The organism is Pseudomonas sp. A (genome assembly GCF_056270345.1).
The window spans coordinates 5,405,828-5,427,295 of record NZ_CM149873.1 but is presented as its reverse complement, the minus strand read 5'-3'; the positions used below and the strand labels follow the sequence as shown (position 1 = coordinate 5,427,295).

The 21,468-nt window shown below is 64.5% G+C and carries 19 protein-coding genes; 15 read left to right on the top strand and 4 right to left on the bottom strand.

From position 1 onward, the window contains the following. Positions 1–6: 6 nt before the first annotated feature. The 3 genes from thrC (at position 7) to AC0MAZ_RS24180 (ending at position 2,346) form a co-directional block, all read left to right on the top strand. Entirely contained in the window at positions 7–1,416 is a 1,410-nt protein-coding gene (thrC, locus tag AC0MAZ_RS24190; RefSeq protein WP_475859457.1) for a threonine synthase, read from the top strand. Between the two features lie 155 nt (positions 1,417–1,571). Next, the gene (locus AC0MAZ_RS24185) at positions 1,572–1,937 is read left to right on the top strand and encodes a response regulator (protein ID WP_050704208.1); all 366 of its coding nucleotides are present in this window, start codon (positions 1,572–1,574) and stop codon (positions 1,935–1,937) included. A gap of 127 nt (positions 1,938–2,064) precedes the next feature. Then, positions 2,065–2,346, top strand: coding sequence for a DUF3509 domain-containing protein (locus AC0MAZ_RS24180; protein WP_254465190.1), 282 nt, complete (start codon positions 2,065–2,067; stop codon positions 2,344–2,346). A 173-nt stretch (positions 2,347–2,519) separates the two neighbouring features. On the opposite strand, the gene AC0MAZ_RS24175 is transcribed toward AC0MAZ_RS24180, so the two are convergent. Both AC0MAZ_RS24175 and AC0MAZ_RS24170 read right to left on the bottom strand, forming a co-directional pair. Next, complete coding sequence (locus tag AC0MAZ_RS24175; protein ID WP_475859455.1) at positions 2,520–3,398, bottom strand: TIGR02285 family protein; 879 nt, start codon at positions 3,396–3,398, stop codon at positions 2,520–2,522. Positions 3,399–3,408: 10 nt separating this feature from the next. After that, on the bottom strand, positions 3,409–4,608 hold the full coding sequence (locus AC0MAZ_RS24170; protein ID WP_203651034.1) for a CaiB/BaiF CoA transferase family protein: 1,200 nt from the start codon (positions 4,606–4,608) through the stop codon (positions 3,409–3,411). A 142-nt stretch (positions 4,609–4,750) separates the two neighbouring features. Between AC0MAZ_RS24170 and AC0MAZ_RS24165 the strand changes: the two genes are divergently transcribed. From AC0MAZ_RS24165 to AC0MAZ_RS24155, 3 genes are all read left to right on the top strand, one after another. Then, positions 4,751–5,293 carry a YaeQ family protein gene (locus AC0MAZ_RS24165; protein ID WP_203651035.1) on the top strand — a complete coding sequence of 181 codons (543 nt, stop codon included), beginning with the start codon at positions 4,751–4,753 and terminating at the stop codon, positions 5,291–5,293. Positions 5,294–5,323: 30 nt separating this feature from the next. Continuing rightward, complete coding sequence (recJ, locus tag AC0MAZ_RS24160; protein WP_475859453.1) at positions 5,324–7,033, top strand: single-stranded-DNA-specific exonuclease RecJ; 1,710 nt, start codon at positions 5,324–5,326, stop codon at positions 7,031–7,033. A gap of 1,002 nt (positions 7,034–8,035) precedes the next feature. Next, entirely contained in the window at positions 8,036–9,142 is a 1,107-nt protein-coding gene (locus AC0MAZ_RS24155; RefSeq protein ID WP_475859452.1) for an NADH:flavin oxidoreductase/NADH oxidase, read from the top strand. Position 9,143: 1 nt separating this feature from the next. Here AC0MAZ_RS24155 and AC0MAZ_RS24150 read toward each other — a convergent pair whose 3' ends face one another. Beyond that, positions 9,144–9,476 (bottom strand): type II toxin-antitoxin system HicB family antitoxin, encoded by a 333-nt coding sequence (locus AC0MAZ_RS24150; RefSeq protein WP_050704363.1) that lies wholly within the window; start codon positions 9,474–9,476, stop codon positions 9,144–9,146. Then, positions 9,473–9,727, bottom strand: coding sequence for a type II toxin-antitoxin system HicA family toxin (locus tag AC0MAZ_RS24145; RefSeq protein WP_050704364.1), 255 nt, complete (start codon positions 9,725–9,727; stop codon positions 9,473–9,475). Before AC0MAZ_RS24145 ends, AC0MAZ_RS24150 begins: the two co-directional genes overlap by 4 nt. Before the next feature lie 255 nt (positions 9,728–9,982). Between AC0MAZ_RS24145 and AC0MAZ_RS24140 the strand changes: the two genes are divergently transcribed. The 9 genes from AC0MAZ_RS24140 to prfB all read left to right on the top strand — a co-directional run bounded on the left by AC0MAZ_RS24140 (position 9,983) and on the right by prfB (position 21,395). Further along, complete coding sequence (locus AC0MAZ_RS24140) at positions 9,983–10,666, top strand: tellurite resistance TerB family protein (RefSeq protein WP_475859450.1); 684 nt, start codon at positions 9,983–9,985, stop codon at positions 10,664–10,666. Between the two features lie 128 nt (positions 10,667–10,794). Further along, the gene (locus AC0MAZ_RS24135; RefSeq protein ID WP_232857707.1) at positions 10,795–12,417 is read left to right on the top strand and encodes a methyl-accepting chemotaxis protein; all 1,623 of its coding nucleotides are present in this window, start codon (positions 10,795–10,797) and stop codon (positions 12,415–12,417) included. A 5-nt stretch (positions 12,418–12,422) separates the two neighbouring features. Beyond that, positions 12,423–12,944, top strand: a complete 522-nt coding sequence (locus AC0MAZ_RS24130) for a chemotaxis protein CheW (RefSeq protein WP_475859447.1) — start codon at positions 12,423–12,425, stop codon at positions 12,942–12,944. Further along, positions 12,941–14,194 carry a CheR family methyltransferase gene (locus tag AC0MAZ_RS24125; protein ID WP_475859445.1) on the top strand — a complete coding sequence of 418 codons (1,254 nt, stop codon included), beginning with the start codon at positions 12,941–12,943 and terminating at the stop codon, positions 14,192–14,194. The genes AC0MAZ_RS24130 and AC0MAZ_RS24125 overlap by 4 nt, the downstream gene beginning before the upstream one ends. Beyond that, positions 14,191–14,856, top strand: a complete 666-nt coding sequence (locus AC0MAZ_RS24120; RefSeq protein ID WP_244670964.1) for a chemotaxis protein CheW — start codon at positions 14,191–14,193, stop codon at positions 14,854–14,856. The genes AC0MAZ_RS24125 and AC0MAZ_RS24120 overlap by 4 nt, the downstream gene beginning before the upstream one ends. After that, positions 14,853–17,147, top strand: a complete 2,295-nt coding sequence (locus AC0MAZ_RS24115) for a response regulator (protein ID WP_475859443.1) — start codon at positions 14,853–14,855, stop codon at positions 17,145–17,147. The genes AC0MAZ_RS24120 and AC0MAZ_RS24115 overlap by 4 nt, the downstream gene beginning before the upstream one ends. After that, positions 17,144–18,157, top strand: a complete 1,014-nt coding sequence (gene cheB / locus AC0MAZ_RS24110) for a chemotaxis-specific protein-glutamate methyltransferase CheB (RefSeq protein ID WP_475859441.1) — start codon at positions 17,144–17,146, stop codon at positions 18,155–18,157. The genes AC0MAZ_RS24115 and cheB overlap by 4 nt, the downstream gene beginning before the upstream one ends. A 51-nt stretch (positions 18,158–18,208) precedes the next feature. Further along, positions 18,209–19,213, top strand: a complete 1,005-nt coding sequence (locus AC0MAZ_RS24105) for a response regulator (RefSeq protein ID WP_050704372.1) — start codon at positions 18,209–18,211, stop codon at positions 19,211–19,213. A gap of 1,086 nt (positions 19,214–20,299) precedes the next feature. Next, positions 20,300–21,395, top strand: a protein-coding gene (prfB, locus tag AC0MAZ_RS24100) for a peptide chain release factor 2 (protein ID WP_203651053.1) whose coding sequence is annotated in 2 segments (ribosomal slippage) — positions 20,300–20,371 and positions 20,373–21,395 — 1,095 coding nt in all. Because the reading frame shifts where the segments join, the coding sequence is not laid out codon by codon here. Positions 21,396–21,468: the final 73 nt, after the last annotated feature.

The following is a 21,468-nucleotide window of genomic DNA, read 5'->3' as shown; positions in this document are numbered from 1 at the left end:
GCACCCATGCGCTATATCAGTACCCGCGGCCAGGCTCCGGCCCTGAACTTCGAAGACGTCCTGCTGGCTGGCCTGGCCAGCGACGGCGGCCTGTACGTGCCCGAGAACCTGCCGCGCTTCACCCTGGAAGAAATCGCCTCCTGGGCGGGCCTGCCGTACCACGAACTGGCTTTCCGGGTGATGCGCCCGTTCGTCGAAGGCAGCATTGCCGACGCCGACTTCAAGAAGATTCTCGAAGAGACCTACGGCAACTTCGCCCACGCCGCCGTCGCGCCGCTGCGCCAGCTCAACGGCAACGAGTGGGTGATGGAGCTGTTCCACGGCCCGACCCTGGCCTTCAAGGACTTCGCCCTGCAACTGCTCGGCCGTCTGCTCGACCACGTGCTGGTCAAGCGCGGCGAGCGCGTGGTGATCGTCGGTGCCACCAGCGGTGACACAGGTTCCGCCGCCATCGAAGGCTGCCGCCGTTGCGACAACGTCGACATCTTCATCCTGCACCCGCACCAGCGTGTGTCGGAAGTGCAGCGCCGGCAGATGACCACCATCCTCGGCGACAACATCCACAACATCGCCATCGAAGGCAACTTCGACGACTGCCAGGAGATGGTCAAGGCCAGCTTCGCCGACCAGTCGTTCCTCAAGGGCACCCGCCTGGTGGCGGTGAACTCGATCAACTGGGCGCGGATCATGGCCCAGATCGTCTACTACTTCCACGCCGCCCTGCAGCTCGGCGGCCCGGCCCGTTCGGTGGCGTTCTCGGTGCCGACCGGCAACTTCGGCGACATCTTCGCCGGTTACCTGGCGCGCAACATGGGCCTGCCGATCAGCCAGCTGGTGGTGGCGACCAACCGCAACGACATCCTGCACCGCTTCATGAGCGGCAACCAGTACGTCAAGGATGCCCTGCATCCGACCCTGTCGCCGTCGATGGACATCATGGTCTCGTCCAACTTCGAGCGCCTGCTGTTCGACCTGCACGGTCGTAATGGCGCCGCGGTCGCCCAGCTGATGGACACCTTCAAGCAAGGCGGTGGCTTCAGCGTCGAGCAGGATCGCTGGACCGAGGCGCGCAAGCTGTTCGATTCGCTGGCCGTCACCGACGAGCAGACCTGCGAGACCATCGCCGAGGTGTTCAAGGCCACCGGTGAAGTCCTCGATCCGCACACCGCGATCGGCGTCAAGGCCGCCCGCGAGTGCCGTCGCAGCCTGGATACGCCGATGGTGGTGCTGGGCACCGCGCATCCGGTCAAGTTCCCCGAGGCGGTGGAGAAGGCCGGTGTCGACAAGGCCCTGGAACTGCCGGCGCACCTGAGCGACCTGTTCAGCCGCGAAGAGCGCTGCACGGTGCTGGCCAACGACCTGAAGACGGTGCAGGCCTTCGTCAGCCAGCATGGCAACCGCGGCAAGCCGCTGTAAGCCGAGCACTACGCGAAAAAGCCCGTCCTAGACGGGCTTTTTCATGTCCACGACACAGGGTTTGGATCTTTCAGACTTTTCCCATGTAGTTCGATACATACCCCTACTAAAGTGGTCGCTCCAACCTACACGCCACACTGTTCCGGGGGAAGCTCATGCGTCAGCTCAATGTTCTTATCCACCAGGCTCGGCCCTACCACCAGATGCTGCTGCATCAGGCCTTCAATGCCCAGGGCGTCTACAGCGTCCGGGTCACCGATGACGTGCCGACCGCGACGGCGCGGCAGCGCCCGGTGGATGTACTGGTGCTCGACCAGCGCATGCCCAGGGGCTATGCCCGGCGCCTGTTCAAGTACCTGGTGCAGGCTTCCTGCGCGGGGGGATTGCTGTTCGTCGGGTGTGCTGGCGCGGGGGAAATGGATCTGGCGCTCGAGGCCCGCCAGTACGGTTTGAATGTGCTGGCAGAGTTGCCATGGCCGATGTCGATGGTAGGCCTGGAACAGGTGTTGGAGCGCCTCTGATCGGACGCTGGGTGGGCGCATCGAAACTGTCATGTTGTCCGCGCATGCTCGCGGTAACGGGCCACGGCGAACTTTCCGTCGGGCCCGATGGTCAGTTTCCTCGAACCTTAGCCAGCGAGTGATCCGGATGGAAAGAATCTGCAGACTGCTCAACGACGCTCTTTCCCCATACCAGGCCGAGCTTGGTACGCCCGACAGCCTTGGCAGTCGCCAGTTGACACTCTATGACGAGCACGGGGTGCGGATCCTGCAGCGCGGGGTCTGCACTCGTCAATTGGCGGAGCAGCAGTTGCTGGTTGATCTGGTCGATGGCCTGCACCGTGACTTGCAGATCGCCGAAGGCCGCCTGCAGCCCTGTGTGATCGCCGACCTGCAACATCAGCGGCAGATACAAGGAACCTTTGCCTGACAGACCCATCAGATTCAGCAAGGGCCGTCTGATGGTGCTTTGCTCCGGTACCGTGCAGATTGTCACTGGAAGTCCCAAGGGCTTTCGCTTGACCCCGGTCGTCCTCCCCAGCGGCCGGGGTTTCTTTTTGCCCCGACTTCAAAACGCCCCTGTGCCATCGACTTCAGGGCGCTTCAGCGCGGCGACGGTTCACCCTGCTCGAAGAAGTGCCTGGCCTGCTCCAGGTAATCCTCCTGCAGCCCAGGGTCCAGCCAGTGGGCGTAGAGCTCGGGCAAGGTATCGCGACGCAATGCCGGCAGCAGTTGGTCGATATGGGCGATCGCCTCGCGCCCCAGCGGAGTATCCGAACAGCCTACATGCAGGAACTGGTAACGGTTCACGCCAAGGATGGGGTGGAAACTGTAGTCGTCCATCGAGCCATTTTGCTGCTGGATCAGGTAACGCATCTCGGGCCAATAGCCGAGCACCAGTTGCAGGCGCCCCAATTGCTGCATCTGCAGCAAGCTGGCCGTGGCATCGTTGCCATAGTGTCGGCTGAACGCGGTATCAGGCAGTTGCCTGAGGACCTCATCGACCTGCACGCTGTAGCTGCGCTCGGCGACGATGCCCAGCTTCAGGCGGGTCTCGGCCAGCAAGCGCTGCAGGTCGACCTGCTGGCCCTCCAGGTAGGGCGCCAGCAGCGCCTGGTCTTGCTTGCGTACGATCAGGCCACTGCTCAGTACGCCCAGCGATGGTTGGGAGAAATGCACGTATCTGGCGCGGTCAGGGGTCCACAACAGGGTCGGGTCGCAGGTGAAACTGGGCTCCTGGAGCATCTGGATACCCCGGGCCCGGTTGACCCGGACGATGCTGTGGTCGTACTCGGGCATCCGGGCGATCAGCATCGGCAACAGCTGGTCGATCACCCCCTGGCCCTTGGCCGGCCCTTCGAAGATGGTGAACGGCGGCAGGTCGCGCACCAGCCATAGCAGGCGCTCCCTGGCCTCGACCGCCTGCCCCGCGAGTGCGGTCAGCAACAGGCAGAGCACGATGGGCAGATGGCGGATACGCATGGGGCCTGGGTCAGACCGTACCGGCCGCGCGCAGGCGGGCTATGGTGGTTGCGTCGTAGCCCAGGCTGGCCAGCACCGTGGCCGTGTGTTCGCCCAGGGCGGGGCCGACCCACTCGGCGGAGCCCGGCGTGTCGGACAGCTTGGGCACGATGCCCGGCATCTTGAATGGCTTGCCGTCCGGCAGTCGGGCCTGGAGGAACATCTCGCGGGCGAGGAACTGCGGATCGCCCAGCATGTCCTCGGCGGAGTAGATCCGGCTGGCTGGCACCTCGGCATCGTTCAGCGCCTGCATCACCTCGGCCAGTGGCAGGCTGTTGGCCCAGCGGTCGATGACCCCGTACAGCTCGTCGCGGCGCGCATCGCGACCGTCGTTGGTGGCCAGTGCGGCATCGTTGGCCAGGTCGTCACGGCCGATGGCCTGCATGAAACGCTTGAAGATCGCATCGCCATTGGCGCCGATCTGCACGTGACGGCCATCGGCGGTGGTGTGGATGCAGGAGGGGGTGATGCCCGGCATGATGTTGCCGGTGCGTTCGCGGATGAAGCCGAACACGTCGAACTCCGGGACCATGCTCTCCATCATGGCGAAGATCGCTTCGTACAGCGCCACGTCCACCACCTGGCCTGCGCCACCGTTGACCTCGCGATGACGCAGGGCCATCAGCGCACCGATTACACCCCACAGGGCGGCGATGGAATCGCCGATGGAGATCCCGGTACGAACCGGCGGGCGGTCCTCGAAACCGGTGATGTAGCGCAGCCCGCCCATGGACTCGCCGACCGCGCCGAAGCCCGGTTGGTCTTTCATCGGCCCGGTCTGGCCGAAGCCCGACAGGCGCACCATGACCAGACGCGGGTTGAGGGCGTGGAGCACGTCCCAACCCAGCCCCAGTTTCTCCAGCACGCCAGGGCGGAAGTTCTCGATCAGTATGTCGGCGTCGGCCAGCAGGCGCTTGAGCACGTCGAGGCCTTCCGGGTGCTTGAGATTGAGGGTCAGCGACTGCTTGTTGCGGGCCTGGACGAACCACCACAGCGAGGTGCCCTCGTAGAGCTTGCGCCATTTGCGCAGCGGATCGCCGCCATCGGGGGATTCGACCTTGATCACCTCGGCGCCGAACTCGGCGCAGATCCGTGAGGCGAACGGGCCGGCGATCAGGGTGCCGAGCTCGATGACTTTCAGGCCGGCGAGGGGTTTGCTGGGCGTAGGCATGGGGCATCCGTGGCGGCTGGGCGTGAGCGCAGGTTGTATCACAGCTCGGCGGTGGCAGGTATATCGGCGTTGTCTGATCCGGCGCAGATGGCCTGGATCGGTTAGACTGTGCGACTTTTCCCCCGCAAGAAGCCCAGCGCCCATGGCCCAGCCGTCCACCACCTACAAGTTCGAACTGAATCTGACCGACCTCGACCGCGGCGTGTACGAGAGCGTCAAGCAGACGATCGCCCGCCACCCTTCGGAAACCGAAGAGCGGATGGCCGTGCGCCTGTTGGCCTATGCCCTCTGGTACAACGAAAACCTGTCCTTCGGCCGGGGCCTGTCGGATGTCGATGAAGCGGCGGTGTGGGAAAAGAGCCTGGATGACCGCATCCTGCATTGGATCGAGGTTGGCCAGCCTGATGCCGATCGCTTGACCTGGTGCTCGCGTCGTACCGAGCGCACCAGCCTGCTGGCCTATGGCAGCCTGCGGGTCTGGACGACCAAGGTGCTGGGCGCGGTGAAGGGGCTGAAGAACCTGAACGTCGCCGCCGTGCCGCAAGAAGTGCTGGAAACCCTGGCCACCGATATGCCCCGTGCCATCAAGTGGGACGTGATGATCAGCGAAGGTACCGTATTCGTCACCGACGACCGTGGCCAGCACGAAGTGCAACTGGAGTGGCTGCTCGGCGAGCGCGGCTGACCCGATTCACACTGGATTATCGAAGACCCCATGCGTATCGAACCTCGTCCCCTGCCGTCGCCCCTGCCATTGCTGGGCAACCTGCCACCCCTGTTGACCCGCCTGTACGCCGCCCGTGGCGTGCAGTCCGAGGCTGAACTGGACAAGAGCCTGGCGCGCCTGCTGCCGTTCCAGCAGCTCAAGGGCATCGAAGTGGCGGTGGACCTGCTGGTCGAGGCGCTCGACCAGCGCCAGCGCATTCTCATCGTCGGCGACTTCGACGCCGACGGCGCCACCGCCAGTACTGTCGGTGTGCTTGGTCTGCGCCTGCTGGGCGCGGCGCATGTCGACTACCTTGTGCCCAATCGCTTCGAGTATGGCTATGGCCTGACCCCGGAGATTGTCGAGGTCGCCCTGCAGCGCCAGCCGCAGTTGCTGATCACCGTGGACAACGGTATCTCCAGCGTCGACGGCGTCGCAGCGGCCAAGGCTGCCGGACTCAAGGTGCTGGTCACCGACCACCACTTGCCTGGCGAACAGTTGCCCGCCGCCGATGCCATCGTCAACCCGAACCAGCCGGGCTGCGGGTTCCCGAGCAAGTCCCTGGCCGGCGTGGGGGTGATCTTCTACGTGCTGATGGCCCTGCGCGCGCGCCTGCGCAGCCTGGGGCGCTACGAGGCGCAGCCGCAGCCGAACATCGGCGAGCTGCTCGACCTGGTGGCGCTGGGCAGCGTCGCCGACGTGGTGCCGCTGGATGCCAACAACCGCATCCTGGTGCACCAGGGGCTGGAGCGCATCCGCGCCGGCCGCGCTCGCCCCGGGCTCAAGGCCATCCTCGAGGTGGCGCGGCGCGATCATCGACGCATCACCTCCACCGACCTGGGCTTCATCCTCGGCCCTCGACTCAATGCCGCCGGGCGTCTGGACGACATGAGCCTGGGCATCGAGTGCCTGTTGTGCGATGACGCGGCGCTGGCGCTGGACATGGCCCAGCAGCTCGATGGCCTGAACCAGGATCGCAAGTCCATCGAGCAGGGCATGCAGCGTGAGGCGCTGGCCCAGCTCAAGGACCTGTCGGTCGAGTCCATGCCCTATGGCCTGTGCCTGTTCGACGCCGACTGGCACCAGGGGGTGATCGGTATCCTCGCCTCGCGGTTGAAGGAGCGTTACCACCGTCCGACCATTGCTTTCGCCGATGCGGGGGAGGGGATGCTCAAGGGGTCGGCGCGTTCGGTAGCGGGGTTTCATATCCGCGATGCGCTGGATGCCGTGGCGGCGCGGCATCCGGCTTTGATCAGCAAGTTTGGCGGGCACGCGATGGCGGCGGGGTTGTCGCTGCCGGCCGAGCACTTCCCGGCGTTTGCCGAGGCGTTCGATGAAGAGGTGCGGCGGCAACTGCGTGAGGATGACCTGACCGGTCGGCTGTTGTCCGATGGCACCCTGGCGGTCGAGGAGTTTCACCTGGACCTGGCGCGGGCATTACGCAATGCCGGGCCGTGGGGGCAGCATTTTCCCGAGCCGTTGTTCCATGGGGTATTTCAGCTGGTCGAACAGCGGGTGGTCGGGGAGCGGCATCTGAAAGTGGTGCTCAAGAGCGAGTGTGGGGCGGTGAGGTTGGATGGGATTGCCTTTGGGGTTGATCGGGAGGTTTGGCCGAATCCTACTGTGCGGTGGGTGGAGTTGGCTTACAAGCTGGATGTGAATGAGTTTCGGGGGAATGAGAGTGTGCAGTTGATGATTGCTCACATGGAAGCTCGGTGATTTTTTTTGATTGGCTTATTGGCTTATTGGCTTATTGGCTTATTGGCTTATTGGTTGTCTTGAAAGTTGTATGCACATTCATTTTTGATGTCGACGCTTATTCACCTTTCCGCCCTTACGGCGGGTTACTTTGGTCTTAACTCGCCGTCCGCGGCCAAAGTAACCAAAGCCGCTGCGCTCCATTCATCCGGCCCTGCGCTTCGCTCCGGGTTCCCTCACTCCGGCCTTGCTCCCGGGAGGACCGCGCTGCAGGGCCCATCCTGGGCCCCAGCGCTTGACGGGCATCCATGCCCGTCACCTCCCTCCGCAAGACCTCCGTTCGGCCTCCTGAAGTCGCGAAGTTACGGGCGGAGCCTGGACTGGCGCAGCTGTCGCTAGTTGAAACTTAATTAATCTCTCGACTGTATCGCGGGGCAAGCCCGCTCCCACGCAATAGTCGCCGTTATATATAACCCTGTAGGAGCGGGCTTGCCCCGCGAAAGGGCCGGAACAGCCAATTCATAAATAGCTGTCAAACAACTAAATTCGAATTTCTTGCTCTTGCTCTTGCTCTTGCTCTTGCTCTTGCTTCTAAGCGCGCAATAGTCCAGGCGCCACCAATTGCGACTTCAGGAGGCCGAGCGGAGTTCTTGCGTAGGGAGGTGACGGGCATGGATGCCCGTCAAGCGCTGCGCCCCAGGATGGGGCGTTCAGCGCGGTCCTCCCGGGAGCAAGAACGGAGCGAGGGAACCCCGAAGCGAAGCGTAGGGGCCGGATGATGGAGCGAGGATTTTTTGGTTCCTTTTTGATCCTTCAAAAAGGGACCCGCCGTAAGGGCGGAAAGGTGACTATGCGTCACCATCGCCAATGAATGCGCATAAAAAAATCAAAACAATCATCCCCGAACCCAAGACCCCAGAACACCCCCCACCCCATGGTCTAGTCTGAAACCTACCGGTACCGGCCCACCCCCAAACCACAAAAGCCGGCCCGGAAACCATTGGAGTCCCTGGGAGGTGCCCCATGAGCCTGCTGCTCGAGCCATACACCCTGCGTCAGCTGACCCTGCCCAACCGCATCGCCGTATCCCCCATGTGCCAGTACTCCGCCGTAGACGGCCTGGCCAACGACTGGCACCTGGTCCACCTCGGCAGCCGCGCGGTCGGTGGCGCGGGTCTGGTGATCAGCGAGGCGGTCGCGGTCACCGCCGACGGACGCATCACCGCCGAGGACCTCGGCTTATGGACCGACGACCAGATCAAACCCCTGCAACGCATCACCCGTTTCATCACCGCCCAGGGTGCCGTCCCCGGTATCCAGCTGGCCCATGCCGGGCGCAAGGCCAGCACCCACAGGCCATGGCTCGGCAAGCAGGGCAGCGTCAAGATCGAGGACGGCGGCTGGCAACCGGTCGGGCCATCGAAGATCGCCTTCGACCCGCAGCACACCGCGCCACGTGAATTGACCAAGGACGAGATCCAGGACGTGGTCGCCGCGTTCGTCGCCGCGACCGAGCGGGCATTGCAGGCCGGCTTCAAGGTGGTCGAGATCCACGCCGCCCACGGCTACCTGCTGCACCAGTTCCTCTCGCCCCTGAGCAACCAGCGCCGCGATGAGTACGGCAGCTGTTTCGAGAACCGCATCCGCCTGACCCTGCAGGTTGCCGAGGCGGTACGCAAGGTCTGGCCGCAGGAGCTGCCGCTGTTCGTACGGGTTTCGGCCACCGATTGGGTCGAGGACGGCTGGAACCCGGACGAGACCGTCGAGCTGGCCCGTCGCCTGCGCGCCCTGGGCGTCGACCTGATCGACGTGTCGTCAGGGGGCACCTCGGTCAATGCCGAGATCCCCACCGGCCCCGGCTACCAGACCCGCTTCGCCGAACGGGTACGCAAGGAGTCGGAAATCGCCACCGGCACCGTCGGCATGATCACCGAACCGGCCCAGGCCGAGCATATCCTGCGCACCGGCCAGGCCGATGTGATCTTCCTTGCCCGCGAGCTGCTGCGCGACCCGTACTGGCCATTGCATGCCGACGACGACCTGGGCGGCAACAAGGCGACCTGGCCGGCGCAGTATCAGCGGGCTACCAGCCGGGCCAACCCCATCCACGAGTCGGACCTGCGCGACTGACTCAGCGACAGGCCGCCTGGCTGAGAATGTCGCTGACCCACTGGTTGATGCTCTTCTGCGCCAGCTCGGCCTTGGCCGCCACGCTGGCGTGGAGGGTGGGCTCCAGGCGCAGGCTGAGTTTTCCGGAGTAGGTCTTCTGCGGTTCGCGCCCCAGGCGCTGGCAGGTTTCGAGGTAGTCATCGACGGCTTCCTCGAATGCCTGGCGCAGTTCGCTGATCGATTCGCCATGGAAGCCGATCACATCGCGGATGCCGGCGACATGGCCAACCAGCAGCTGGTCTTCGTCGCTGTATTCGATGCGGGCCGAGTAGCCGCGGTAGTTCATCACATTCATGGGGTAACTCCTGCCTGCTCCAGGAACTGGCGGGCATCGCGCACCTGGTAGGGCTTGGCGTGCCGGTCGGGGTGAGGGCGATGGAAGGTCGCGACCTCGCCATTGAGCTCGAACCGCACGCGTGAACCCCTGCCTTCGATCACCCGAGCACCGAGCGAAACCAGCAGGGACTCCAGGCGCGACCAGTCCAGCGTTCGTGGAACGGGCTTCTTGAAGACGAGTTCGAGTAACGCACGTTGATGATTATTCATGGTATCAGTCTGTGATACCAGTACCGCAAAGCTCAATAGATCAACGGTAGGGCGCCGCAGGGGCAATTCGTGGGAAATGTCGCGCGGTTGTGCGGAAAAACCGCTGCGCCATGGTAACGCTCCCTCCTGGAAGCAACTGGAACAGCCAACAAACCAAGCTGGGCAACATCCGGATGCAAATGCGTTAAGCGTGGCTTCAGCTTGCCGGCCTACTCTGGAGCCCTACCTACTTTGGATGCTTGCGAGGTCTGCCAGATGAACACCCGTGGTCTGCTCGATCAGCTATTGAAAACCGGTCAATCCATGCTGCAGAACCAACAGGGCAAGGGCACCAGTCACAAGGGCTCCGGTAGCCTCGGCAGCCTGCTGTCCGGTGCCGGTGGTGGCGCATTGGCGGCGGGAGCCATGGGCCTGCTGCTGGGGAACAAGAAGGCGCGCAAGTACGGCGGCAAGGCGCTCACTTACGGCGGATTGGCCGCGCTTGGCGTGCTGGCCTACAAGGCCTATGGCAACTGGCAGGCGCGCCAGGGCGCGGGCACTCACGAGCCGCAGACCCTCGACCGCCTGCCGCCGGCCCAGGCCGAGCAGCATAGCCAGGCCGTGCTTCGGGCGTTGGTGGCAGCGGCCAAGTCCGATGGCCATATCGACGAACGCGAGCGGGCGTTGATCGAGGGCGAGTTCACCCGCCTGGACAGCGACCGCGAGTTGCAGCACTGGCTGCATGCCGAGCTGAACAAGCCGCTGGACCCGGCCGAGGTTGCCCGCGCCGCGCAGACCCCGGAAATGGCCGCCGAGATGTACCTGGCCAGTGTGATGATGGTCGATCAGGAGAACTTCATGGAGCGCGCTTATCTCGATGAGCTGGCCCGCCAGCTGCGCCTCGACCCGAACCTGCGCCAGGAGCTGGAGAACCAGGTCAGGCTTGCCGAGGGTCAATGAACCGGCATTTGGCCACCTGAACGGGCACGGACGCCTGAATACCGCCACATTCAGCCGCAATTGAACGGGAAGCCTGGGCTATACTTCGGCGATTTTTCCCGCTCGTATCGAATTCCTGAGGGCTGAATGTGAAGAACTGGACCTTGCGCCAACGGATCCTGGCAAGTTTCGCCGTGATCATCGCCATCATGCTGCTGATGATCGTGGCCGCCTACTCGCGGCTGGTGGCGATCGAGTCCAGCGAGGAAGCCGTGGGGTCCGACAGCATCCCCGGCGTCTACTACAGCTCGATGATCCGCAGTGCCTGGGTCGACAGCTACGTCACCAGCCAGCAACTGGTGGGGTTGTCCAACCACCGCGAGATCACCACGGCCGATCTTGAGTTGTTCAAGGGCTTTGATGATCGCCTCAAGAAACATATGGCCAGCTACCAGGCGACTATCCGCGACGCGGCCGACCAGGCGGCTTTCGATGACTTCACCCGTCTGGAGGAGGAGTACGTCAAGCTCGTCGATCAGGTCCTGGAGACCTACCGCCAGAAGAACTACCCCGAAGCCCAGCGCTTGATCATGGATGTGCTCACGCCAGCCTGGAAGGAAGGGCGCCAGCATTTGAACGAAGTGATCGAGCGTAACCGCGAGTCCGCCGACAAGGCCACCAACGACATCGTCAGCGCGGTCAACACCGCCAAGGGCAGCATGATCGTCTCGTTGCTGCTGGCCATCATCGCCGCCGTTGTCTGCGGCCTGCTGCTCATGCGCGCGATCACCGCACCCATGCTGCGAATCGTCCATGGGTTGGACGGCCTGCGCTCCGGCGATCTGAGCATGCGCCTGAACCTGGACCGCAAGGATGAGTTCGGCGCGATCGAGGGGGGCTTCAACGAGATGGCCGAGTCGCTGGCCAACCTGGTGGCCCAGGCCCAGCGTTCGTCGGTGCAGGTGACCACCTCGGTCACCGAGATCGCCGCCACCTCCAAGCAGCAACAGGCCACCGCCACCGAAACCGCCGCCACCACCACCGAGATCGGCGCCACGTCGCGGGAAATCGCCGCCACCTCGCGGGACCTGGTGCGCACCATGACCGAGGTCACCAGCGCCGCCGACCAGGCTTCGAGCCTCGCTGGCTCCGGCCAGCAGGGCCTGGCACGCATGGAAGAAACCATGCACCAGGTGATGGGCGCCGCCGACCTGGTCAATGCCAAGCTGGCGATCCTCAATGAGAAGGCCAGCAACATCACGCAAATGGTGGTGACCATCGTCAAGGTCGCCGACCAGACCAACCTGCTGTCGCTCAACGCCGCCATCGAGGCGGAGAAGGCCGGTGAATACGGTCGCGGTTTCGCCGTGGTCGCCACCGAGGTGCGGCGTCTGGCCGACCAGACCGCCGTGGCCACCTACGACATCGAGCAGATGGTGCGCGAGATCCAGTCGGCGGTGTCGGCCGGGGTGATGGGCATGGACAAGTTCTCCGAGGAAGTGCGCCGCGGCATGTTCGAGGTTCAGCAGGTCGGTGAGCAACTGAGCCAGATCATCCACCAGGTGCAGGCGCTGGCGCCGCGGGTGCTGATGGTCAACGAGGGCATGCAGGCCCAGGCCACTGGCGCCGAGCAGATCAACCAGGCGCTGGCCCAGCTCAGTGATGCCAGCACCCAGACCGTCGAGTCGCTGCGCCAGGCCAGCTTTGCCATAGACGAACTGAGCCAGGTGGCTGCCGGGCTGCGGGGCGGTGTGTCGCGGTTCAAAGTCTGACGACGATGAACGACATGTCCCCCCGCGAGGAGCACGCCACCACCGACAAGGGTGTGCTGTACCTGCAGTTTCGCATCGCCGACCAGCGTTTCGCCCTGGATGTGCGCGAGGTGATCGAGGTCTTGCCGCACCGTGCGCTCAAACCCATTGCCCAGGCCCCGGCCTGGGTGGCCGGCGTGCTCGCCCATCGCGGTGCGCTGGTGCCGGTGATCGACCTGTCGGCGCTCAGTTTCGGCTCGCCGGCGCAATCGCGTAGCAGCACGCGCCTGGTGCTGGTGCATTACCGCGTCGATCCACAGCGCCCGCAGTTGCAGTTGGGGCTGATCCTGGAGCAGGCCACCGACACCCTGCGCTGCGCGCCCGACGACTTCCAGCCCTACGGCCTGGACAATGCCGAGGCACGTTACCTCGGGCCGGTGCGCCAGGATGCACGGGGCTTGCTGCAACGCATCGAGGTGGACGACCTGCTGTCGGACGCGGTGCGCGAGTTGCTGTATCCGCTGGAGCCAGGGCAGGTGCAGGCATGAGTGAGCAGCGTTTTTTCCGTTTTCTGCAGGAGCGCATCGGCCTGGATGTCGAGTCGGTCGGCGCGGCGATGGTCGAGCGTGCCTTGCGCCAGCGTTGCACACTCGTGCAGGCCGAGAACCTGGATGACTACTGGATACGGTTGCAGCAGTCGACCGATGAGCAGCAGGCCCTGATCGAGGCGGTCATCGTTCCGGAAACCTGGTTCTTCCGCTACCCCGAATCCTTCACTGCGTTGGCGGGCCTGGCCCACAAACGCGTGGCTGAACTGGCCGGTGCCCGGCCTCTGCGTATCCTCAGCCTGCCTTGCTCCACCGGCGAGGAACCGTATTCGATCGCCATGGCGTTGCTCGACGGCGGGCTGAACCCCGGGGCATTCCGTATCGACGGCATCGACATCAGCCCCAGTTCGGTGGCCAAGGGCGAGCAAGGTGTTTATGGCCGCAACTCGTTCCGCGGCAGTGAGCTGGCCTTCCGCGAGCGGCATTTCACCGCCGTCGACGAGGCCCATCGCCTGGATGCGCGGGTGCGCCAGCAGGTCAGCCTGCAGGTGGGTAACGTGCTCGATCCGGCGCTGCGGGCGCGTGAAGGTCTCTACGATTTCGTATTCTGTCGCAATCTGCTGATCTATTTCGACGTGCCGACCCAGCAGCGGGTGTTCGAAGTGCTCAAGCACCTGACCCATGCCCAGGGCGTCCTGTTCATCGGCCCGGCCGAGGGTAGCCTGCTGGCGCGCCTGGGTATGCGACCGCTGGGGATCGCCCAGTCATTTGCCTACGTGCGTCAGGATGAAGCGCCGCCGGTCGTCATCGCCAAGCCGGCGCCGGTGGCCCGCCCAGCAGTCGCGCCACTCGTGCCACCGCGGGTCGTTGCGTTGCCGTCACGGATCGGCAGGACGAGCGCCGCGCCAGTCGCCAAGGCGATGCCTGCCGAGGATGAGGCGCAACTGCTGGCCCGCATCGCCCAGCATGCCAATGCCGGCGACAGCGCCCAGGCCAGGGAAGGCTGCGAACGCTATCTGCGCAAGTTCGCGCCCAAGGCACAGGTCTATTACTGGCTGGGGTTGCTCAGCGACACCGAGGGCGATGCCGCGCAGGCCATCACCCATTACCGCAAGGCCCTCTATCTCGAACCACAGCATCCAGAGGCGCTCATGCACCTGGCCATGCTGCTGGCCGCGCAGGGCGACGAGGCGGGCGCGCGGCGCCTGCAGGAGCGTGCTGCTCGGGCTGGCCGGGAGTCTGAACGATGAGCGGCGGATACCATATGCAACTGATCGCCCACGATGACGAGCAGATCGATGACTGCTGGAACCGTATCGGGGTGCATGGCGACAAGCAGTGCCCCTTGCTGCCACGGCATGTGCACTGCCGCAACTGCGAGGTCTATGCCGAGGCGGCCACGCGCCTGCTCGACCGTTATGCGCTGATCCAGGATGAACAGCTCGAGGCGCCAGTCGTGCAGGAAGAGGCGATCGGCCGCTCGATGCTGCTGTTCCGCCTGGGCGAGGAATGGTTGGCCCTGGCCACCGCCTGCCTGGCCGAGATCGCCCCGTTGCAGCCGGTGCACTCGTTGCCTCACCAGCGTTCGCGGGTGCTGCAGGGGGTCGCCAATGTGCGCGGTGCACTGGTGCCTTGCTTGTCGCTGGCCGACCTGCTGGGCGTGCTGATCGAGGCGGGCAGTGAGCGCGGCGGGCGGAGCATGCCGCGCATGCTGATCCTGGCGGCCGAAGGCGGGCCGGTGGTGGTGCCGGTGGACGAGATCGACGGTATCCATCGCCTCGACCCGGCGAGCCTGGACAATGGCCGCGATGCGGCGCATTTCACTGCGGCGGTGCTGCAGTGGCGCGGGCGCAGCGTGCGTGTGCTGGATGAACAACACCTGATGTCAGCCGTGAAGCGGAGCCTCTCATGACCCCGGAGCAAATGCGCGATGCGTCGCTGCTCGAGCTGTTCAGCCTGGAGGCCGAGGCCCAGACCCAGGTGCTCAGCGCGGGCCTGATGGCGCTGGAGCGCAACCCCGCGCAACCCGATCAGCTCGAGGCCTGCATGCGTGCGGCGCACTCGCTCAAGGGGGCGGCGCGGATCGTTGGCATCGACGCCGGGGTCAGTGTCGCCCACGTCATGGAAGACTGCCTGGTAGCAGCCCAGGAGGGCCGCCTGCTGCTGCGCCCCGAGCATATCGACGCGCTGCTACAGGGCAGCGACCTGCTGATGCGTATCGCCACGCCGGGCGATCAGGACAGCGAAGCCGCCGTGGCGGTGTTCCTGGCGCAGATGGCGGCTTTGCTCGACCCCTCGGCGCCAATGCTGGCCAACGCGCAGCCGAGTGCACCGAGCCTGCCGCCTGTCGTCCAGCCCGCACTGCCGGAGCCCGAGCCCCTGCCGCCACCGGAGCCCGACGTCGAAGCGGAACCGATGCCTGCCCGCAAGGCCGGAAAACGCGGTGGCGAGGGCGGCGAGCGGGTGTTGCGGGTCACCGCCGACCGACTGAACAGCCTGCTGGACCTGTCGAGCAAGTCGCTGGTCGAGACCCAGCGTCTGAAGCCTTACCTGGCCACTCTGCAGCGCCTGAAGCGCATGCATGGCCAGGGCATGCGGGGGCTCGACGGGCTGAAGGCCCAGCTGGAGGAGAGCGGCCAGGGGCCGGAGGTGCTCGAAGCCCTGGCCCAGACCCAGCAATTGCTGGCCGAGACTCAGCAGATCCTGTTGCAACAGGCCGCTGACCTGGACGAGTTCGGCTGGCAGGCCAGCCAGCGTGCGCAGTTTCTGTACGACACGGCACTGGCCTGTCGCATGCGTCCGTTCGCCGATGTGCTGACCGGGCAGAGCCGGATGGTCCGCGACCTTGGCCGCTCGCTGGACAAGCCCGTACGCCTGCTGATTGAAGGCGAGAAGACTCAGGTCGACCGCGATGTGCTGGAAAAGCTCGAGGCGCCGTTGACCCACCTGCTGCGCAATGCTGTCGATCACGGCATCGAGCTGCCCGAGCAGCGCCTGCTGGCCGGCAAGCCAAGCGAGGGCACGGTACGCCTGCGTGCTTCGCACCAGGCCGGATTGCTGATCCTCGAATTGTCCGATGACGGTGCCGGTATTGATCTGCAGCGTCTGCGCCGCAGTATCGTCGAGCGTGCCCTGTCGCCGGCCGAGACCGTGGCGCAGATGAGCGAGGCCGAGCTGCTGACGTTCCTGTTCCTGCCGGGCTTCAGCCTGCGCGACACGGTCACCGAGGTGTCCGGTCGCGGTGTCGGGCTGGACGCGGTGCAGCACATGGTCCGCGACCTGCGCGGGTCCATCGAGTTGACCCAGGTGGCGGGGCAGGGCTGCTGCTTCCACCTGGAAGTGCCGTTGACCCTGTCGGTGGTGCGCAGCCTGGTGGTCGAGGTGGGCGGCGAGGCTTATGCCTTCCCCCTGGCGCATATCGAGCGCACCGTCGAAGTGCCGGCCGAGGCCATCGTGCAGATCGAAGGCCGTCAGCACTTCTGGCACGAAGGGCGGCATATCGGCCTGGTGGCCGCCAGCCAGTTGCTCAACCGACCGGCGGCCCAGGGCGATGAACAGAGCCTTCGGGTAGTGGTGATCCGCGAGCGCGATCAGCTCTATGGAGTGGCGGTCGAGCGGCTGATCGGCGAACGGGTGCTGGTGGTGATGCCGCTGGATGCGCGCCTGGGCAAGGTCCAGGACATTTCCGCCGGCGCCCTGCTCGATGATGGCTCGGTAGTGCTGATTGTCGATGTCGAGGACCTGCTGCGCTCGGTGGACAAACTGCTCAGCACCGGCCGTCTGGAGCGTATCGAACGGGGCGGACGGGGCGGCAAGGGCGTGGCACGCAAGCGCATCCTGGTGGTCGACGACTCGCTCACGGTACGCGAGCTGCAGCGCAAGCTGCTGGGCAACCGCGGCTATGACGTGGCGGTGGCTGTCGATGGCATGGACGGCTGGAACGCCCTGCGCAGCGATGATTTCGACCTGCTGATCACCGACATCGACATGCCGCGCATGGACGGTATCGAGTTGGTCACCTTGGTAAGGCGCGACAATCGCCTGCAATCGCTGCCGGTGATGGTGGTGTCCTACAAGGATCGTGAAGAAGACCGGCGTCGTGGACTGGATGCCGGCGCCGACTATTATTTGGCCAAGGCCAGCTTCCATGACGATGCGTTGCTGGAGGCGGTCGTGGAGCTGATCGGAGGTGCCCAGGGATGAGAATCGCCATCGTCAACGACATGCCCATGGCCGTGGAGGCCCTGCGCCGTGCGTTGGCCTTCGAGCCCGCGCATCAGGTGATCTGGGTGGCGGGCAATGGCGCCGAGGCGGTGCACCTGTGCGCCGAGCAGACCCCGGACCTGATCCTCATGGACCTGATCATGCCGGTGATGGACGGTGTCGAGGCCACCCGGCGGATCATGGCCGAGACTCCCTGCGCCATCGTCATCGTCACGGTGGACCGCAAGCAGAATGTGCACCGGGTATTCGAGGCCATGGGCCATGGCGCCCTGGATGTGGTCGACACACCGGCGCTGGGCGCGGGCGACGCCCGGGAGGCGGCCGCGCCGCTGTTGCGCAAGATCCTCAACATCGGCTGGCTGATCGGGCAGCAGCGTCCCAGCGCTGCCCGGGCGGTGGCCGCGCCGCTGCGCGAGGCGTCGCAGCGGCGAGCACTGGTGGCCATCGGTTCTTCGGCGGGAGGGCCGGCGGCGTTGGAAGTGCTGCTCAAGGGCCTGCCGCGCACTTTCCCGGCGGCCATCGTGCTGGTCCAGCATGTCGACCAGGTGTTCGCCGCTGGCATGGCCGAATGGCTCAGCACCGCGTCCGGCCTGCCGGTGCGCCTGGCCCGCGAGGGTGAGCCACCGCAGCCGGGGCAGGTGCTGCTGGCCGGCACCAATCACCATATCCGCCTGCTGAGGAATGGCGAGCTGGCCTACACTGCCGAGCCCGTCAACGAAATCTACCGGCCCTCGATTGACGTGTTCTTCGAGAGCGTGGCGCGCTACTGGTCTGGCGATGCGGTGGGCGTGCTGCTTACCGGGATGGGACGCGATGGCGCCCAGGGCCTGAAACTGATGCGCCAGCAGGGCTTCCTGACCATCGCCCAGGACCAGCAGAGCAGCGCGGTATACGGCATGCCCAAGGCTGCCGCGGCGATCGACGCGGCGGTGGAAATCCGTCCGCTGGAGCGAATTGCCGGGCGACTGATGGAAATCTTTTCGAAATGACGATATGTATTGAGGCGCGCCGCGTGGCCGGCGGTCAACGGGTGACTACGGATGAATGATCTACCGATCGAAGGTTTCACGACCATCAACGAAAGCGCGGCGATGGTCCTGCTGGTCGACGATCAGGCGATGATCGGCGAAGCCGTGCGCCGTGGTCTGGCCCACGAAGAGAACATCGACTTCCACTTCTGCGCCGACCCGCACCAGGCGGTGGCCCAGGCCATGCGCATCAAGCCCACGGTGATCCTTCAGGACCTGATCATGCCGGGTCTCGACGGCCTGACCCTGGTGCGCGAGTACCGCAACAACCCGGCCACCCAGGACATCCCGATCATCGTCCTGTCGACCAAGGAGGACCCGCTGGTCAAGAGCGCGGCCTTCGCCGCCGGGGCCAACGACTACCTGGTGAAGCTGCCGGACACCATCGAGCTGGTGGCGCGTATCCGCTATCACTCGCGCTCGTACCTGACGCTGTTGCAGCGCGACGAGGCCTATCGGGCCCTGCGGGTGAGCCAGCAGCAGTTGCTCGACACCAATCTGATGCTGCAGCGGTTGATGAACTCGGACGGTCTCACCGGGCTGTCCAACCGCCGTCACTTCGACGAGTACCTGGAGCTTGAGTGGCGCCGGGCTATTCGTGAGCAGCAGCAGTTGTCGTTGCTGATGGTCGATGTCGATTACTTCAAGGCGTTCAACGACAGTTTTGGCCACCTGGCTGGTGACGAGGCCCTGCGGCAGGTGGCCGAGGCCATACGTGGCTGCTGTTCGCGGCCGACCGACCTGCCGGCGCGATACGGCGGCGAGGAGTTCGCCCTGGTGCTGCCCAACACTTCGCCTGGTGGTGCGCGGCTGGTGGCGGAAAAGCTGCGCCAGACCATCATGGGCCTGAAGATCGCCCACACCGTGCCTGAGGCGGCCTCGCACCTGACTGTAAGTATCGGTCTGGCGACCTTGACGCCGAGTGTCGGCAGTCATTGCCGGCAACTGATTTCGGCGGCGGACAAGGGGTTGTATCTGGCCAAGAACAGCGGGCGTAATCAAGTCGGGATTGCCTAAGTGAGTTCCCGCGGGGTGTTAGTGTTTTCAGAACTTCACTAACCCTGCGGGACCGGCTTGTCGGCAGAGGCCATAAATAACAATTACTTACTGGCTAAAACCTAAACTCCAATCTCTTTGCTCTTTGCTCTTTGCTCTTTGCTCTTTGCTCTTTGCTCTTTGCTCTTTGCTCTTTGCTCTTTGCTCTTTGCTCTTTGCTCTTGCTTCTAAGTGCGCGGTAGATCAGGCAACACCAATTGCGACTTCAGGAGGCCGAGCGGAGTTCTTGCGAAGGGAGGTGACGGGCATGGATGCCCGTCAAGCGCTGCGCCCCAGGATGGGGCGTTCAGCGCGGTCCTCCCGGGAGCAAGAACGGAGCGAGGGGACCCCGGAGCGAAGCGTAGGGGCCGGATGAATGGAGCGAGGATTTTTTGGTTCCTTTTTGATCCTTCAAAAAGGGACCCGCCGTAAGGGCGGAAAGGTGACTTTGCGTCACCATCGCAAATGAATGCGCCTATAACTTTCAAAGCTCATGCTTTAAAAGTCAAAGTCAAAGTCAAAGTCAAAGTCAAAGTCAAAGTCAAAGTCGGTCGGTGCTGGTTTTAATAGTTGTAAGTGCATTCATTTTCGATGTCGACGCATAGTCACCTTTTCGCCCTTACGGCGAGTTCCTTTTTGAAGGATCAAAAAGGAACCAAAAAATCCTCGCTCCATTCATCCGGCCCTCCGCTTCGCTACGGGTTCCCTCACTCCGGCCTTGCTCCCGGGAGGACCGCGCTGCAGGGCCCATCCTGGGCCCCAGCGCTTGACGGGCATCCATGCCCGTCACCTCCCTCCGCAAGGCCTGCGTTCGGCCTCCTGAAGTCGCGAAGGTACGGGCGGCGCCTGGGATGACGCAGCTGTCGCTAGCGGGTTATGGGGCTAGACTCCTGATCGGCAACGGCAACGGCAACGGCAACGGCAACGGCAACGGCAACGGCAACGGCAACGCCGGAAATAGGGCGTAATGGGGATTGCGCCCAGACCGCCCGGCGGGTCTGCCGCCAGCCCCCAGACTCGGTTATACTCGCGGGCTTTTCACCGAATTCGCACGAGAGCTGCCCGCCCATGGAAATCCAACCGATCCTGAACACCATCAAGGACCTCACCGAGCGTTCCCAGTCTATTCGGGGGTATCTTTGACTACGATCACAAACATGATCGTCTGGTCGAAGTAAACCGCGAGCTGGAAGACGCCGCCGTCTGGAACAAGCCCGAATACGCCCAGGCCCTGGGCCGCGAGCGCGCCATGCTGGCGCAGGTGGTCGAAACCCTCGACAAACTGTCCAATGGCCTTGGCGACTGCAAGGACCTGCTCGACATGGCCGTCGAAGAAGGTGACGAAGGCGCCGTCAGCGATGTCGTGACCGAGCTGCAAGGGCTGGAGGAATCCCTCGCCCTGCTCGAGTTCCGTCGCATGTTCAGCGGCGAGATGGACCCGAACAACGCCTACCTGGACATCCAGGCCGGCTCCGGCGGCACCGAGGCCCAGGACTGGGCCAACATCCTGCTGCGCATGTACCTGCGTTGGGCCGACAAGCGTGGTTTCGACGCCACCATCATCGAACTGTCCGAGGGCGAAGTCGCCGGCATCAAGGGCGCCACCGTGCACATCAAGGGCGAGTACGCCTTCGGCTGGCTGCGCACCGAGATCGGCGTGCACCGCCTGGTGCGCAAGAGCCCGTTCGACTCCGGGGCCCGTCGCCACACCTCGTTCTCGGCGGTGTTCGTCTCGCCCGAGATCGACGACAAAGTCGAGATCGAGATCAACCCGTCCGACCTGCGCATCGACACCTACCGCTCCTCGGGCGCCGGTGGTCAGCACGTCAACACCACCGACTCGGCCGTACGTATCACCCACGTACCGACCAACACCGTGGTGGCCTGCCAGAACGAACGTTCGCAGCACGCCAACAAGGATACCGCCATGAAAATGCTGCGGGCCAAGTTGTACGAGCTGGAAATGCAAAAGCGCAACGCCGCCTCGCAAGCCCTGGAAGACAGCAAGTCGGACATCGGCTGGGGCCACCAGATCCGCTCCTACGTACTGGATGACTCGCGCATCAAGGACCTGCGTACCGGCGTCGAGCGCAGCGACTGCAACAAGGTGCTCGACGGTGATATCGACGAATACCTGGAAGCGAGCCTCAAGCAGGGCCTGTAACCCGTACACCACCGCCGCGATACCAGGCCCGACGGGCCGGTATCGCCTGCCCTGCCCGACAGGGGCAACGAAC